General features: G+C 40.2%; 12 protein-coding genes and 1 pseudogene. 3 read left to right on the forward strand and 10 right to left on the reverse strand.

The annotated features are described in order from the left end of the window. The first annotated feature begins 98 nt into the window (after nt 1–98). A complete protein-coding gene (locus V6260_RS01770; protein ID WP_341592380.1) occupies nt 99–533 on the forward strand; it encodes an ATP-binding protein in 435 nt (144 codons plus the stop codon). A 4-nt stretch (nt 534–537) separates the two neighbouring features. Here the strand turns inward: V6260_RS01770 and V6260_RS01775 are convergent, their stop codons facing one another. The 5 genes from V6260_RS01775 to V6260_RS01795 are packed head-to-tail and all read right to left on the reverse strand — an operon-like array spanning nt 538 to nt 5,587. Next, nucleotides 538–1,167, reverse strand: coding sequence for a Vat family streptogramin A O-acetyltransferase (locus tag V6260_RS01775; protein WP_182671615.1), 630 nt, complete (start codon nt 1,165–1,167; stop codon nt 538–540). Nucleotides 1,168–1,202: 35 nt separating this feature from the next. Then, nucleotides 1,203–2,219, reverse strand: a complete 1,017-nt coding sequence (locus tag V6260_RS01780) for an ABC transporter ATP-binding protein (RefSeq protein ID WP_341592384.1) — start codon at nt 2,217–2,219, stop codon at nt 1,203–1,205. Between the two features lie 15 nt (nt 2,220–2,234). Continuing rightward, the gene (locus tag V6260_RS01785; RefSeq protein ID WP_341592386.1) at nt 2,235–3,734 is read right to left on the reverse strand and encodes an iron ABC transporter permease; all 1,500 of its coding nucleotides are present in this window, start codon (nt 3,732–3,734) and stop codon (nt 2,235–2,237) included. Then, complete coding sequence (locus V6260_RS01790) at nt 3,734–4,774, reverse strand: extracellular solute-binding protein (RefSeq protein ID WP_341592388.1); 1,041 nt, start codon at nt 4,772–4,774, stop codon at nt 3,734–3,736. Before V6260_RS01790 ends, V6260_RS01785 begins: the two co-directional genes overlap by 1 nt. After that, the gene (locus V6260_RS01795) at nt 4,775–5,587 is read right to left on the reverse strand and encodes a hypothetical protein (RefSeq protein ID WP_341592390.1); all 813 of its coding nucleotides are present in this window, start codon (nt 5,585–5,587) and stop codon (nt 4,775–4,777) included. It abuts the gene before it with no gap. A gap of 820 nt (nt 5,588–6,407) precedes the next feature. Here V6260_RS01795 and V6260_RS01800 point away from each other — a divergent pair. Then, nucleotides 6,408–7,267: pseudogene (locus tag V6260_RS01800) on the forward strand (aldehyde dehydrogenase family protein). A 45-nt stretch (nt 7,268–7,312) separates the two neighbouring features. Here the strand turns inward: V6260_RS01800 and yfaE are convergent. The 5 genes from yfaE to ubiG form a co-directional block, all read right to left on the reverse strand. Continuing rightward, on the reverse strand, nt 7,313–7,585 hold the full coding sequence (gene yfaE / locus V6260_RS01805) for a class I ribonucleotide reductase maintenance protein YfaE (protein WP_211015745.1): 273 nt from the start codon (nt 7,583–7,585) through the stop codon (nt 7,313–7,315). Continuing rightward, nucleotides 7,585–8,715: a class Ia ribonucleoside-diphosphate reductase subunit beta gene (nrdB, locus tag V6260_RS01810; protein WP_211000145.1), complete on the reverse strand. Its 1,131-nt coding sequence runs from the start codon at nt 8,713–8,715 to the stop codon at nt 7,585–7,587. Before nrdB ends, yfaE begins: the two co-directional genes overlap by 1 nt. A gap of 66 nt (nt 8,716–8,781) precedes the next feature. Further along, entirely contained in the window at nt 8,782–11,064 is a 2,283-nt protein-coding gene (gene nrdA / locus V6260_RS01815) for a class 1a ribonucleoside-diphosphate reductase subunit alpha (protein ID WP_211000144.1), read from the reverse strand. A gap of 408 nt (nt 11,065–11,472) precedes the next feature. Continuing rightward, nucleotides 11,473–12,153, reverse strand: coding sequence for an HAD-IA family hydrolase (locus tag V6260_RS01820; protein WP_341592396.1), 681 nt, complete (start codon nt 12,151–12,153; stop codon nt 11,473–11,475). Then, nucleotides 12,153–12,863 carry a bifunctional 2-polyprenyl-6-hydroxyphenol methylase/3-demethylubiquinol 3-O-methyltransferase UbiG gene (gene ubiG / locus V6260_RS01825; RefSeq protein WP_341592397.1) on the reverse strand — a complete coding sequence of 237 codons (711 nt, stop codon included), beginning with the start codon at nt 12,861–12,863 and terminating at the stop codon, nt 12,153–12,155. Before ubiG ends, V6260_RS01820 begins: the two co-directional genes overlap by 1 nt. A 178-nt stretch (nt 12,864–13,041) precedes the next feature. Between ubiG and gyrA the strand changes: the two genes are divergently transcribed. Further along, the gene (gyrA, locus tag V6260_RS01830) at nt 13,042–15,741 is read left to right on the forward strand and encodes a DNA topoisomerase (ATP-hydrolyzing) subunit A (RefSeq protein WP_341592399.1); all 2,700 of its coding nucleotides are present in this window, start codon (nt 13,042–13,044) and stop codon (nt 15,739–15,741) included. Nucleotides 15,742–15,812: the final 71 nt, after the last annotated feature.

Raw genomic sequence — 15,812 nt, forward strand, 5'->3', positions numbered from 1 at the left:
CCACTATTATGATTTGTTGCTCTGAAATTTAATGATTTTGTGGCATTATTAACAAACTAATTAAATTTATTTTTATTCACACTTAAAAAATCGATGCTATGAAACAAGTTTTTATATTACGTGGACTACCTGGAAGTGGTAAGTCCTATTACGCGCAAAACCTTGCCGACGAATTAGGCGGCGCTGACGAAAGCCAGTACCTAATTTGCTCAACTGATGATTACTTTAATAATGAGCAGGGCGAATATCATTTCGATAAATTTAAGTTACCACAATTTCATAATTTAAATTTGGCGCGCTTTATAAATGCACTTGCTCAAGGCATTCCATTGGTAATTGTAGATAACACCAATATTAAAAAGTGGGAATTTATAGCTTACTCTCAAGCTGCCGTTGCTTTAGGTTATCAAGTAAAAGAAGTGATAGTGGGTGAAGTAAAAGACAAAGCTATGCAGCACCTATACGCTAAACGAAACTCACACAATGTGCCGCTAAAAACCATAAGTAAAATGGCCTACATGTTTGAGTGGTAATCACTTAGAGATTAGATAAGGCTTTTATATCGCATTGTGTAATGGCATCTAAATGAGCAGTGATTTTTTCATTGCTCCAATCCCACCAAGCTATATCTAGCAGCGTATTTATTGTTTTATCGTCAAATCTGGTTTTTATCACTTTAGCGGGATTTCCACCTACAACACTATAAGCAGGTACATCGCAGGTAACAACTGATTTACTGGCAATAATAGCGCCACTGCCAATTTTTACCCCGGGCATAATTGTAGCGTTATAACCAATCCAAACATCATGACCAATTTCTGTATTGCCTTTAAAGGGTAAATCATTTGATTTTGGTGCAAATTTTTCCCAGCCATTACCAAATATAAAAAATGGATAAGTAGAAAATCCAGAAGTTTGATGGTTAGCGCCATTCATTATAAAAGTAACGTCTTTAGCTATCGCACAAAACTTACCTATGATCAGACGATCCCCAATAAAATCGAAATGGTAAAGCACATTTTTTTCAAAATTCTCAGGGCCATCAGGATCGTCATAATATGTATAATCGCCTACTTCAATATTGATAGAAGTAATATAGTTTTTTAAAAAACCTACTTGAGGAAAACCTTCCATTGGTGAAGGATTATTGGGGTTTGGTCCGTTCATGAGGTTTCCTCTTAATTTTGAGTTAGGTATAGATATTAATCTATAGATTTATAAACCGCTAGTGGGTGCGAGGTACTGAGTGATACATGCACTTCATCGCCAGGATTTACCACAACTTCATGGCTTACTCGGCTAGTTACAACTGTAGAGCACGCAAGTTTTACAGCACATAAGCGGCTACCACCTTCAAATCGTACCCATACAACTTCACCATTATTTCCAACACTGCTTTGTACAAGCAATACATCGTCTGGCCTAAGTAGTACATCCACGTCGCCACTTTCACAGTCAACGCCATGAGCAGGCGCATTACCAATTGAGGTGGTGGTTTGTCCTTGGCTAAATTGGCCGCTAATAAAGCTGGCTTCACCTAAAAAGCGTGCCACAAAGCGATTGTTTGGTGTGCTAAAACAGCGCTCGGGTGTATCAATTTGCTGAATTTTACCGCCTTTAAGCACACCAACACGATCGCCAACTGAAAGTGCTTCTTCTTGATCGTGTGTTACCCAAATTGCAGGTACGCCTGCGGCTTTAAGTGCGTTTCTAATATCCCAACGAAGCATGTCTTTAAGGGCTGCATCTAAGTTTGAAAGCGGCTCATCAAGTAGTACAAAATCAGGTTGGTGGGCAAGGGTACGCGCAAGTGCAACGCGCTGCTTTTGTCCGCCAGAAAGCGTTGCTGGTTTTTTATCTCTAAAATCGCTCAGTCCAAGTAGGTTTATCCAATACTCAGCAGGAGCTGTATCTTTTAATCTAAAGCAAATGTTTTGCTGTACGGTTAAGTGCGGAAATAACGCAAAATCTTGAAATACCATACCTACACTGCGTTTTTCAGGAGGTAGTGTTAATTTGGGTGTAGCGCGCCATTTACCCGTGTTTATTTCGCCTTCGCTAATAGGTATAAGGCCAGCAAGGGCTTGTAAAATTGTACTTTTACCACAACCGGTTGGCCCTACAAGCATAAGGATTTCGTTTTCACCCAGCGAAAAGTTTAAATCGCTTACTACGCGGTTACTGCCATAATCTATAGACAACTGACTTACAGATAGCATTGTTTTTTTTAATCCTTAATTTTCAAACTGGTTGCGTTTTTCGCCAGCCATCATAATAGCTAACCCGCAGGCAGATATCACTACTAACAACAATCCAGGAATAGCGGCGCGACCAAAATAGCCCGCTTCGTATACACGCCATAAATAGGTAGAGAGGGTTTCAAACCCCGTTGGGCCAAGTAGTAGCGTGGCTTCTAGTTCGCGCATTGACTCTAAAAATACTAGTGCTGCACCAGCAATAATACCGCGCATAGTTAAAGGCAGTGTTATGCGAGTAAATACTTCACGTGGGCTTGCCCCTAATACGCGCGCAGACTTTACTAAGCTTGGATCTAAGTGTTCGGTGCTTGTTCTAACAGAGCCTACAGCAAGTGGTAAAAATCGCAGCATGTAAGCAATAATAAGCAACCCCAGTGTTTGATATAAAAACGGCAACTGTAAACCACCGTAAACAAGCGCTGTGCCCATTACTATACCCGGAATACCAAAGCCAAAGTAAGTAACACGTTCCATTATACGACCCGCTTTTCCACTCAGTGCGGCATGCGCAACGGGGATCGCAACGATAACGGCTACAATTGCCGCAATACCCGATGCATACGTAGAGTTCCACGCAATATTAAAATCAAATGAGCTAAAACCATCGCGAGCTAACCAAAGCGAAAATATAGCCAAAGGCAAGCCAATAGCGAGTAGTAAAACAGGTGAAAAAGTAACAAACATTGCACTTAACTGTAACTTGTTTGGAAATAAAATTAACGGACGACCATGGCGCTCAGGCGCTGTTTTTATTTGTGATTCTACTAAAAGTAAAAAGCCAACAATAACCATCAGTTGAATTGAAAGCATTGCAGCGTGCCCTAACGCAAAGGCGTTGTATTCAACATAAATTACGCGGGTAAAAGTATCTAGGCGCATCATTGCGGGCGTGCCAAAGTCTGATAACGTATAAAGCGCGACTAACAAAGAGCCTGCTGCAATACCGTTTACTACGCGCGGTAATATAACTTTAAATATACTTTGCGTCATCGACATACCCAGTGTACGCGCGGCGTTAACCATGCTTGCATCAAGGCTCAGTAGGGATGAGCGAGTTGTCATCATTACAAATGGGAATGTGTATAAGGTCATTACAATGGCTGCGCCCGTTAAACCATACATAGAAGGGGTTTCTATACCGGTTAGCGTGTTTATTTCCCCACCCGGGCCAAAAGCAGCATAAAGGGTAAATGCACCTATATAACTGGGAATTGCAAGCGGCGCCGCAAATACAACCAGCCAAACTTTTTTAAATGGTAAATGCACATACGCGCTAATAAAGGCCAGTGGCACACCAATTAAAATAGAACCTAAAACCGTTAACCCCATTAGGGCTAAGGTATTACCTAAAATTTTTAAATTATGACTATCAAAAACAGTACTGGCATCACTAGCAAGCACTATTAATATAAAAACAGGGGTAATCGTAATGAGCGCTGCAAGCAGCGCCATTGGGTAAGAAGGGGGGAGTCGCATTATAAAACGCCGTTATTTCTCATCAAATCGATGGTAGGTCGTAAATCTGCCAGTTGGGTTAAATCTATTTTAGGCGGTGAAATATCTGCAAGTGAAGGTAATCCCTCTGGTTGGCTAATATTATTGATTAACGGAATTTCGTAAGCTTCAGTTGCTAAATAACCTTGTACTTCTTTACTGAGTAAGTAACGCATAAAGTTAGTAGCAAGCGGATCGTCGTTAAGCGCTAATACACCTGATGCATTAACTAAACAGCCCGCATCATTTTGTGTAAATGCTAAATCAAGCTTAGCATCAGGCTTGCCTGATTTTAAACGCAATGTGTAATAGTGATTAGCAAAACCAATATCAACTTCACCGCGCTCAACGCCCATCACAACACCTAGCTCGCCGGCGTATGTTTTAGCACGCTTTTGAATCTTTTTAAGCCACTTAGCGGTTTTGTCGTCGCCTTCTAAAATTCGCATTGCGGTTACAAATGATTGAAAAGAAGCGTAGGCGGGCGCCCAGCCAATACTTAAATCGCTGTCGGCAATTTCCATAATACTTGTTGGAATTTGCTCTTTGGTTAAACGCGACGTGTTATATGGCAATGTACGAATACGGCCAGTTACTGGAGCCCACTCTTTATATCTAAACTGTGGTTGTAACTGAGCAGATAAATCACCAGGGATAGGTTGTGCAAGGCCAGCATCGGTTACTAAACCAATTGCGCCTGAATCAACCGCCCAAAATAAATCAGCGCGGCGAACGCCAGCTTTAGCTTCTGCAACAATGGTATTCGCTAAAGCAGCAGTAGGACCTCGGCGTATACCGAGTTTAAAGTCTGGATTTTTTTTCTGGATAGCTTGTAATACGTTTTCATACAAACCACCTTCGCCTCGCCCTAAATAAAGGGTTAACTCGCCTTTAAGCTTTGGTAAATCGTCAACAGAAACAGGGTTTGCTATATCAGCGGCTAGCGCACGAGAAAGAGGCAGCGGCAATGAGCCAACCACCCCTAACGCAGCTATGCCTTGTATAAAGGTCCTACGCTTCACTTAAAATACATCCTTACGCGACTTTTCAGCTTTTTCTATTAGCGTTTTAGCGCGATCTAATTTAGTTTGCATGTCACTTACCACATCGCGTACTTCGTCTACGCTTTTACTATTTTTAATTGCTTGTGGCAGTGTTACGTTAAAGTCTTTTTCCAGCACTTCAACTAGGTTAGCGTCTTGTTCAATAAGCGTACCTTCTACGCCTTCAAATAGGTGCAGGTAAGTATCGTGAACAATTTCAGTTGCTTCGTCTTGTAAACGCTCAGCAAATTTAGCGACTACACGGTCTAATTTGTGCTTAATTTCATCAATTGTCGCACTTTGTGTCATTTCAGCAGTCGCGGTTGCTTTAACGCTCTCTAACAAGCCTTTTTGCTGGAATTTTGCAGCAAGCTTAACAGCCCCAAGGCCTTGCCACAAGGCTATGTTCATCGCTTCTTGTTCTTTATGAACTTCTGAAGCTGGTTTGCCATTTTCAATGGCCATTTTTACGCCATAAATACCTTGCCAAATAGAAGCGTATACCGGTACAAAGTTAGTTTCTATTGCACTGTGAAACTTAACTGATTCCCAGTATTCAATTAGATCATCAGTTTTTACAGCTTTAGAGCCTTTGGTATCGTAGTCGCTTACCATGGTATCAACTTTGCCTACCATCCATTCTACTTCTTCGGTGTAGCTTTTAATGTTTTCTTGAAGATGATTTACATGCTCGCCAATAGGGCCGTTAGCTAATACAGGTTGAGCCATAAACGCCGAGGCTAGTAAAAGGCTTGCACCTAAAGTTTTAGATGGGTTAAATAATAAATTCATAGTGAAGGATTCCAAAAGGTAATCGTAAATGATAGTTATTATCATATCCGTAATCGCAGTCGAGGGCAATATACTAAAAGTCAAAATACAATAGTTAGATTATGTATCTAGTTAGATAAGAGCGCCGTATTAATTAAAAGTATCTTTATTATCTTATTAGAATGTACAGTTATTTAGGGTTTAGTTTTCATTTTTTCTTTTTAACTAAGCGCCCTTGTTCATTGCAGCATACAAAATGGAAAATCTTTTTGCTATGTCTAAACCAATTGTTGTAATCTTCATTTTGCTCTTCTCCCTTTGATTATTGTAACCACTTTAACCATGGCACATAGATGCCGTATAGGGAGGAGACCATTACTTAAGATTATTTATCAGTTTTTGCTCTCTAAATTGAAAAACTATCGATACGGTTTTCAATGTTTTTTTAATTGCGAAAGTTCTATAAATAAAAGGCGCTCTCATTGGTGATCCCCTTAATATATATTAGGAGCTTTACATCGAAATAAAACCAGTTTCAGTTTTACATTCCCCTAACTCAATTAATTTTTTAATTGCAACATTTATAAGCTTTAGTCGCGTACCATCATGCCAAATAACTTTAATCTCAATTCTAACCCCATAGGGATCAATCACCACTTGGTGAATAGCCAACTCTAATAAGGGTAAAGTGAGTGTCACTCAAATCAGTTACATTCTTATACAAAACCACCGGCCATTATCGGCATCGCCGCTGAGTAAGTCTAACTCAATTGTACTAAAACCAACCTAAGAAACGCCTTTAGCAACTACCGAGCTTGGTCGTTTAGCAAACGGTGCATGCATTCCTACAGGTGTGTTAAACGTGATAAATGGCTCAGGATCTGTTGTTGGCCAAGCATTGTGTGAAAGTCCAATAACTAAAATGATCACCATGACAGGCTCTACAGCGGCAGGTAAGCAAATTTATAAAACTAGCGCAGAATAATGACACCTGTAATGCTTGAACTTGGTGGTAAAGCCCAATGGTTGTTATGGCTGATGCCGATCTTGATCAAGCGGTTGAAGGCGCACTTTGGTCCGCTACGCTAACTGTGGCCAAGTATTTACTTGTGTTGAGCGTTTATATATTCAAGAGTCTATTTACGATGCGTTTATGGCTAAATTTATACCAGCTGAAAAAGCACTTCGTGTTGGGGATCCTATGAATCCAGATACACAAATGGGGCCTAAGTGTAATCAACGTGAAATAGATAATATTACCACATTGTTCAACAAAGTATTCAACAAAGCGCTTCTGTTGCCACTGGTGATAAAGTTGCGACTGTTGTAGGTATTGAAGGTGGTTTTTGGTACGATCCAACGTTACTTGTAGGCGTTAAGCAAGATAATATTGCAGTTCACGAAGAAACTTTTGGCCCAGTACTCCCTATTGTAAAAGTTAAAGATATGGACCAAGCAATACAGTACTGTAACGACAGTATTTATGGCTTAAGCGCATATATATTCACTCAAAAATTTTTTGATATTAATAAAGCCATTAACGAATTAGAAATGGGTGAGGTATATATTAACCGTGGTATGGGTGAGCTGCATCAAGGTTTTCATAACGGCTGGAAGCAAAGTGGTTTTGGCGGTGAAGACGGTAAGTTTGGTTTAGAGCAATATCTTGAAAAGAAAACCGTTTACTTAAAAGAAAAATAATATGATAAAACAACAATCTCCCTGGGTAGTTGATTTATAAATAAATTACTTTAAGTTAATACTTATATTGCCATTAGGCTTGCAGCAGCACAGAAGTATTTCGCCTTCGCGCACAAAGGCTAAAGGCTCTTCGTTGTATTCAACATTACCTGTGAGTAAGGTGGCTCTACATGCTCCACAATAGCCTTCGCGACATTGATATGCTACGTCTATTTTTTGTGATTCTAAGCAATGTAAAACAGAAGGGCAGCCAGTGCTAAACTCAATACACTGGCTGTTATCTGCAAGCGTTATGCTTGCAGTGGGTTTGTCATTCATTATAAATCAAAGTCACCAAATTCTGAGGCATCAACTTGAGAGTCAATTTGACCAACAAGGTATGAACTAATTTCAGCTTCTTGTGGAGCTACTTGCACGTTATCAGACACAAGCCATGAGTTAATCCATGGAATCGGGTTACTGTTGTTTTCAAATTGTGCAGGTAGGCCAATTGCAGTCATACGTGCATTAGTAATGTATTCAACATACTGACATAAAATATGTTTATTTAAGCCAATCATAGAGCCATCTTTGAATAAGTACTCGGCCCACTCTTTTTCTTGCTCAGCGGCTTCTACAAACATTTTAATGGCTTCATCGCGGCACTGCGCAGCAACAATCGCCATTTCAGGGTCATCTTTGCCATCCTGCATAATGTTTAAAATATGCTGAGTACCCGAAAGGTGAAGGGCTTCATCACGTGCGATTAGCTTAATGATTTTAGCATTACCTTCCATTAATTCACGCTCAGCAAACGCAAACGAACATGCAAAGCTTACGTAAAAACGAATTGCTTCAAGAATGTTTACCGACATCATAGCAAGGTAAAGTTTCTTTTTAAGTTCGAATAAATTAACAATAACAGTTTTACCGTTAATCTCGTGTTTGCCTTCACCGTATAGGTTATAAAGCGATACAGAATTGATTAAATCATCGTAGTACGTTGTTACGGCATCAGCACGTTCGCTAATTTTGTCGTTGCTTACAATGTCATCAAAAATAAGCTCTGGTGATTGCGTTACGTTACGAATGATATGCGTGTATGAACGGCTGTGAATAGTTTCACTAAATGCCCATGTTTCTATCCATGTTTCTAGCTCTGGAATAGATACAATAGGAAGTAGGGCAACGTTAGGCGAGCGGCCTTGAACACTATCAAGCAGTGTTTGATATTTTAAGTTACTTAAAAAAATGTGCTTTTCGTGATCTGGTAATGCTTGAAAGTCTAAACGGTCTTTACTTACATCTACTTCCTCAGGACGCCAAAAGAAAGACAGTTGCTTTTCAATCAGCTTTTCGAAAATAGGGTATTTTTGTTGATCGTAACGCGATACGTTTACAGTTTGGCCAAAAAACATTGGCTCTTGCATTTGGTTATTATGATTACGGCTAAAAGTAGTATAAGACATGTTTATCACTCAAAAAACTATCAGAACAAAGCGGGCTATGCGCCCGCTTAAAATTAAAATCAGCAACTATATTTTACACGCGCCGCCTGCACAATCGTCATCTTCGACTTCTGGTGTGTCGTCTTGTGAGTCAGATGCACCATCGCGGGTGTTATGGTAGTACAAGGTTTTAACACCTAATTTGTAGGCGCCTAGTAAGTCTTTTAACAAGACTTTCATAGGTACTTTACCGCCTTCGAATTTATTTGGATCATAATTAGTATTGGCCGAGATAGTTTGGTCAATAAATTTTTGCATTATGCCTACAAGTTGTAAGTAACCATCGTTTGATGGAATATCCCACAGTAGCTCATAGTTATCTTTCAAACGTTCGTACTCAGGCACAACCTGTTTTAAAATACCGTCTTTACTCGCTTTAACGCTAATGTGACCACGTGGTGGCTCAATACCGTTAGTTGCGTTAGAAATTTGCGACGATGTTTCTGATGGCATTAATGCACTGAGTGTAGAGTTACGCATACCGTGCTCTTGAATGCTCGCACGTAACGAATCCCAATCTAGGTGAAGAGGTTCATCACAGATTTTGTCTAGGTCACGTTTATACGTATCTGTTGGCATAATACCTTGAGAGTACGTTGTTTCGTTAAACTTAGGACACGCACCACGCTCTTTAGCAAGCTCATTCGACGCTTTCATTAAGTAGTATTGAATCGCTTCAAATGTTTTGTGAGTCAGTGCATTTGCGCTGCCGTCTGAGTAACGTTTACCGTTTTTAGCTAAGTAGTATGCGTAGTTGATTACGCCTATTCCTAACGTACGACGACCCATAGTGGCATTACGTGCAGCCGGTACTGGGTAATCTTGGAAATCTAGTAGGTTATCAAGTGCGCGAACTGCAAGCTCAGCGAGTTCTTCAAGCTCATCAAGTGACTCAATAGCACCTAAGTTGAATGCTGATAACGTACAAAGTGCAATTTCGCCTTCTTCGTCGTTCACGTTATTTAATGGCTTAGTTGGCAATGCAATTTCTAAACACAAGTTAGATTGGCGAATTGGCGCCACTTTAGAAATAAACGGGCTGTGCGTATTACAGTGATCTACATTTTGTAAGTAAATACGACCTGTGCTTGCACGCTCTTGAGCAAACATTGAGAAAAGCTCAATCGCTTTAATACGCTTTTTACGAATAGACTCGTCTTGTTCGTATTTAATGTATAACGCGTCAAACTCGTCTTGGTCTTCAAAGAATGCGTCGTAAAGGCCTGGCACGTCTGATGGGCTAAATAACGTAATGTAGTCGTCTTTAATTAAACGAGAATACATTAATTTATTAAACTGTACGCCGTAATCTAAGTGACGAACACGGTTGTCATCTACACCACGGTTATTTTTGAGTACGAGTAGATTTTCTACTTCTAAGTGCCAAAGCGGGTAGAATAGGGTTGCTGCGCCGCCGCGTACACCACCTTGTGAACAGCTTTTAACTGCTGTTTGAAAGTGCTTGTAAAATGGAATACAACCGGTGTGGTATGCTTCGCCGTTACGAATATGGCTACCTAAAGCACGAATACGACCAGCGTTAATACCGATACCCGCACGTTGAGAAACGTATTTTACAATAGCTGACGACGTTGCATTGATTGAATCAAGGCTGTCGCCACATTCAATAAGTACACACGAGCTAAATTGACGAGTAGGCGTACGTACACCCGACATAATAGGCGTAGGCAATGATATTTTGAACATTGATACTGCATCGTAAAAACGTTTGATGTAATCAGTACGTGTTTCACGTGGGTAGTCAGAGAACAAGCTCGCGGCTACTAAAATATATAAAAACTGTGCACTTTCGTAAATTTCACCCGATACACGGTTTTGAACTAAATATTTACCTTCAAGCTGCTTTACTGCTGCGTAGCTAAAGTTAAGATCGCGAGAATGATCTAGGTATGCGTCTAGCTCGTCAAGTTCCTGCTCTGTGTAATCTACAAGCAAATGAGCGTCGTAGCGTTTGTCTTCAACCATTTTTGTTACATGGTCAAATAAACGTGGTGGCTCAAACTGACCATACGCTTTTTTACGTAAATGGAATACAGCTAAACGCGCAGCTAAATATTGGTAATCAGGCGATTCTTTTGAAATCTGATCTGCAGCAGCTTTAATAATGGTTTCGTGAATATCTTTAGTACGAATACCGTCATAAAACTGAATGTGTGATTTTAATTCAACTTGCGAAACCGATACGTTATTTAAACCTTCGGCGGCCCATTCAATAACGCGATGGATCTTATCCAGATCAAGTGGCTCTTTACGTCCGTCACGCTTGCTTACAGATAACTGTTGGTTCATTTGCCTGTATTCCTTGGTAATTATGTATTTTGACCAATGTTTTATACCTCGCAATAGCAAGGTACATACTCATTTATTATTGGTTTCACCGTATGGGCGAATTTAATTGAATAACATTTGGCCACAATATCTGGTGTTGTTCAATTTAGAGATCACAAGATAGTGTGGTCTGAGTTGTTTTGCAAGGGACATAATTGCCCCTATTTGTGGATAACTTTGGGATAACGTAATTGTGTTAGTAGACACTCACCTTCGAACAATCATTTAAGTTGAAATATGTAAAAATCAACTAATGATCTGCTAAATTTACGCATTTTGAAAATAAATTTCGACTGGTTTTTTTATCATCAAGCTTTGTGTAAAAACTAACACAATCACAATATATAGTGTTTATTAATTAACATAGCACTATATATGGTTGAATCCATCAATCGGGCTTTGCCAGTTAAAGTTGGCATTCCAGCTAACAGCTTCGTCAATGCTAGGTACATAGCCCCAAAGTGCTGTAGCGGTATGCATACCTGCAGCTTTGCCTGCTTGAATGTCACGCTGTGCATCACCAATGTACAAGCAGCGTTTAGGGTCTACCCCCATCAGCTTTGCACTATGTATAAGTGGTAAAGGCGAGGGTTTAGCCTCAGCTAAAGTATCGCCACTGATCACAACACTTGCATCTTTTAAAGCAGGAATAGCTGCCACTAAAGGATCAGTTAAAAAGCCAGGCTTATTAGTCATGATCCCCCATTTGATCTTTTTATGCGAAAGCGCAATGAGTAATGATTCTACACCAGAAAAACAAACAGTTTGTTTTGCAATATTTGCAGCATACTCATCAACGAGCTGTTTTATAAGTGTGCTTTGTGCTTGCTTAGGCCATAACGTTTTAAAACCAGCTTCTAATAATGCACCAGCACCGTTAGAGGCAGCAGGGCGATACACATCGCTGGTTACTTCATCTACGCCTTGCGAGCGAAGTACAGCATTTAACGCAGTGCCTAAATCATCTGCGGTATCAAGAAGCGTACCGTCTAAGTCAAATAAAAACGCATCGTAATTTACAAGTGAAGTGGGGGACTGAGAGCTAGCCATTAAGCTAACTTCTCAAAGTGAAGGATGTAATTAACGCTTACATCTGTATTAAGAGTGTATTGCTTTGAAAACGGGTTATACGTTAACCCAGCACTTGCACGTACTTTTAATCCAGCTTGCTCTGCCCATGCGATTAATTGCGCAGGCTTAATAAACTTTTTATGGTCATGCGTACCTTCAGGTACCATTTTTAGCAGCTTTTCTGCGCCAACAATGGCATACAAGTACGATTTTGGGGTTTTATTAAGAGTAGAGAAAAAAACGTCCGCACCTGGTTTTGCAAGCTTTGCTACCGCATGAATGATAGAAGCAGGGTCGGGAACATGCTCTAACATTTCCATACACGTTATTACATCGAAACGCTCAGGATACTGTGAAGCAAATTCTTCTGCAGGTACTTTTATGTAATCTACATTTACACCCGTTTCTAAGCTGTGCAATTTAGCAACGGTTAAGGGCTCTTGCCCCATATCGATGCCTGTTACGTGTGCCCCCATGCGTGCCATACTTTCACTGAGTATGCCGCCACCGCAACCTACATCGAGTGTTTCTTTGTCGAATAGGCCTTGAGTTTTATTAGCTATAAAGTCTAATCGTAATGGGTTAATTTCGTGAAGAGGTTTAAACTCTCCGTCTTGGTCCCACCAACGCTCTGCGATGGCTTCAAATTTTGCTATTTCTGCGTTATCTACATTTTGATGTTCGGTCATAAAATACTTCCTCGTCAATCTGAGGCCATTATATAGGGCTAAATTGATAAATCGCAAAGTTTTGCGCCTGTAAATCTAAATTAATTGTGATAGCATGGTCACTTAGAAATAATAACAAACACTCTTAGCGCCTAATACCGGGTTGCAAAGAGCTGATACTGAAGGAATGTGATATCAAATGACTGATCTCGCCAATGAAATTCTGCCAGTCAATATTGAAGACGAGTTAAAAAATTCCTACTTAGATTACGCGATGAGTGTAATTGTAGGACGTGCACTACCAGACGTACGTGATGGTTTAAAACCAGTTCACCGCCGCGTTTTGTTTGCAATGAACGAGCTTAGTAATGATTGGAACAAGCCTTACAAAAAATCGGCCCGTGTGGTCGGTGATGTAATCGGTAAATACCACCCACACGGCGACAGTGCAGTTTATGACACAATAGTTCGTATGGCACAGCCATTCTCTTTGCGTTATATGCTTGTAGATGGCCAAGGTAACTTTGGTTCGGTTGATGGTGATTCAGCAGCGGCAATGCGTTATACAGAAGTTCGTATGGCTAAAATGTCGCATGAGTTATTGGCCGATCTTGAAAAAGAAACGGTTGATTTCGTACCTAACTACGATGGCACAGAGCAAATTCCTGACGTTTTACCAACGAAAATCCCTAATTTATTAGTGAATGGTTCATCAGGTATTGCGGTAGGCATGGCAACAAACATCCCTCCACATAACTTAACTGAAGTGGTTAATGGTTGTTTAGCACTTATTCAAAACCCTGATTTAACTATTCATGAGTTAATGGATTATATCCCAGGCCCAGATTTCCCAACGGCTGCAATTATCAACGGTAAAAAAGGCATTGAACAAGCCTATTTAACAGGCCGTGGTAAAGTGTACATGCGTGCACGCGCCGACATCGAAACCGATGAAAAAACGGGTCGCGAAACAATCATCGTTCACGAAATTCCTTATCAGGTGAATAAAGCACGCTTAATTGAAAAAATAGCTGAGCTTGTCAAAGATAAGAAAATTGAAGGCATTAGCGCATTACGTGATGAATCTGATAAAGACGGTATGCGTATCGTTATCGAGATCAAACGTGGTGATGTAGGCGAAGTTATATTAAACAACTTATATTCGCAAACTCAGTTACAAACTGTGTTTGGTATGAATATGGTTGCGTTAATTAATAATCAACCTAAGTGTTTTAACTTAAAAGAAATGCTTGAAGAGTTTATTATTCACCGCCGTGAAGTAGTAACTCGCCGTACAGTATTTGACTTACGAAAAGCCCGCGACCGTGCTCACACACTTGAAGGCTTAGCAATTGCGCTTGCTAATATTGACCCAATAATCGAACTTATTCGTAAATCTCCAACACCTGCTGAAGCTAAAGTTGCTTTAACAGCGCGTCCGTGGGAATTAGGTAATGTACAAGCGATGCTTGAAAAAGCTGGCGAAGACAATGTAGCTCGTCCTGATTGGTTAGCTGCGGAGTTAGGTATTCGTGATGGTCAGTACTATATTTCTGAGCAACAAGCACAAGCGATTCTTGATCTTCGCTTACACAAGTTAACAGGTCTTGAACATGAGAAGATCTTAACTGAATATCAAGCACTTTTAGATTTAATCGCTGAACTATTATACATTTTGGCTACCCCTGAGCGTTTAATGGAAGTTATTCGTGATGAGCTAGTTGAAATAAAAGAGCAATATGGTGATGAGCGTCGTACTGAAATTAACGCTGCTGCACACGATATTAGCTTAGAAGATTTAATTACTGAAGAAAACGTTGTTGTTACGCTTTCTCACGAAGGTTACGTTAAGTATCAGGCATTGTCTGATTACGAAGCGCAACGTCGTGGTGGTAAAGGTAAATCTGCAACGAAGATGAAAGATGAAGATTTCATTGAGCGTCTATTAGTGGCAAACACGCACGATACAATATTGTGTTTCTCAACTGCGGGCCGTCTATACTGGCTTAAAGTTTACCAGTTACCACTTGCAAGTCGTGCTGCGCGTGGCAAGCCAATTGTTAACTTATTGCCACTTGAAGATGATGAGCGTATCACTGCTATCTTACCTGTACGCGAGTACGAAGAAGATAAATACATCTTTATGGCTACAGCATTTGGTACAGTGAAGAAAACACCACTAACAGCATACAGTCGTCAACGTGCGAGCGGTATTATTGCTGTTAACCTAAATGAAGGCGATAGCCTAATTGGTGTTGATATTACCGATGGTAGCAACGAAATTATGTTGTTTACTGATGCAGGTAAAGTTGTACGCTTTAAAGAAGCTGAAGAATCAGCGGTAGTTGATGAAGACGGTAACCCGGTTCTAGACGAAGAGGGTAACCCAGAAATTCGTTTCAAAGGTGTACGTCCTATGGGTCGTACTGCTACAGGTGTTCGTGGTATTAAAATGGCCGATGATCAACGTGTAGTATCTTTAATTGTGCCAAAAACTGATGGTGCAATTTTAACGGTAACTGAAAACGGTTACGGTAAACGTACTCAACTTGAAGATTACCCATCTAAGAGCCGTGCAACACAAGGTGTTGTATCTATCAAGGTGAGTGAGCGTAACGGTGCTGTTGTAGGTGCTGTACAAGTTGACGACAACGATGAAATAATGATTATTTCTAATCGTGGTACCTTAGTACGTACTCGCGTTAATGAAGTTTCTACGGTTGGCCGTAACACCCAAGGTGTTATTTTGATCAGAACTATTGACGAAGAGCAAGTAGTTGGTTTACAACGTATCGAAGAGATTGAAGTTACAGAAAGTGACTTAATGGATATTGAAGACGTTGAAACAGTTGATACAGTTATAGACGAAGCCGTGGATGACAATCCTCCTTCTGAATAATTGAAATTGAAAAAGCGGCTAAGGCCGCTTTTTTTAATGTTGTTGAAAAAAATTAATAGAGCATCAATTTT

The sequence above is a fragment of the Pseudoalteromonas aliena genome, from assembly GCF_038155085.1.
GTDB classification, from domain to species: Bacteria; Pseudomonadota; Gammaproteobacteria; order Enterobacterales; family Alteromonadaceae; genus Pseudoalteromonas; species Pseudoalteromonas aliena_A.

Excerpts from the sequence above, each read along its gene's own strand:
- V6260_RS01770 (WP_341592380.1), top strand. The coding sequence starts at position 99 with ATGAAACAAGTTTTTATATTACGTGGACTACCTGGAAGTGGTAAGTCC.
- V6260_RS01775 (WP_182671615.1), bottom strand. The coding sequence starts at position 1,167 with ATGAACGGACCAAACCCCAATAATCCTTCACCAATGGAAGGTTTTCCT.
- V6260_RS01780 (WP_341592384.1), bottom strand. The coding sequence starts at position 2,219 with ATGCTATCTGTAAGTCAGTTGTCTATAGATTATGGCAGTAACCGCGTA.
- V6260_RS01785 (WP_341592386.1), bottom strand. The coding sequence starts at position 3,734 with ATGCGACTCCCCCCTTCTTACCCAATGGCGCTGCTTGCAGCGCTCATT.
- V6260_RS01795 (WP_341592390.1), bottom strand. The coding sequence starts at position 5,587 with ATGAATTTATTATTTAACCCATCTAAAACTTTAGGTGCAAGCCTTTTA.
- yfaE (WP_211015745.1), bottom strand. The coding sequence starts at position 7,585 with ATGAATGACAAACCCACTGCAAGCATAACGCTTGCAGATAACAGCCAG.
- nrdB (WP_211000145.1), bottom strand. The coding sequence starts at position 8,715 with ATGTCTTATACTACTTTTAGCCGTAATCATAATAACCAAATGCAAGAG.
- nrdA (WP_211000144.1), bottom strand. The coding sequence starts at position 11,064 with ATGAACCAACAGTTATCTGTAAGCAAGCGTGACGGACGTAAAGAGCCA.
- V6260_RS01820 (WP_341592396.1), bottom strand. The coding sequence starts at position 12,153 with ATGGCTAGCTCTCAGTCCCCCACTTCACTTGTAAATTACGATGCGTTT.
- ubiG (WP_341592397.1), bottom strand. The coding sequence starts at position 12,863 with ATGACCGAACATCAAAATGTAGATAACGCAGAAATAGCAAAATTTGAA.
- gyrA (WP_341592399.1), top strand. The coding sequence starts at position 13,042 with ATGACTGATCTCGCCAATGAAATTCTGCCAGTCAATATTGAAGACGAG.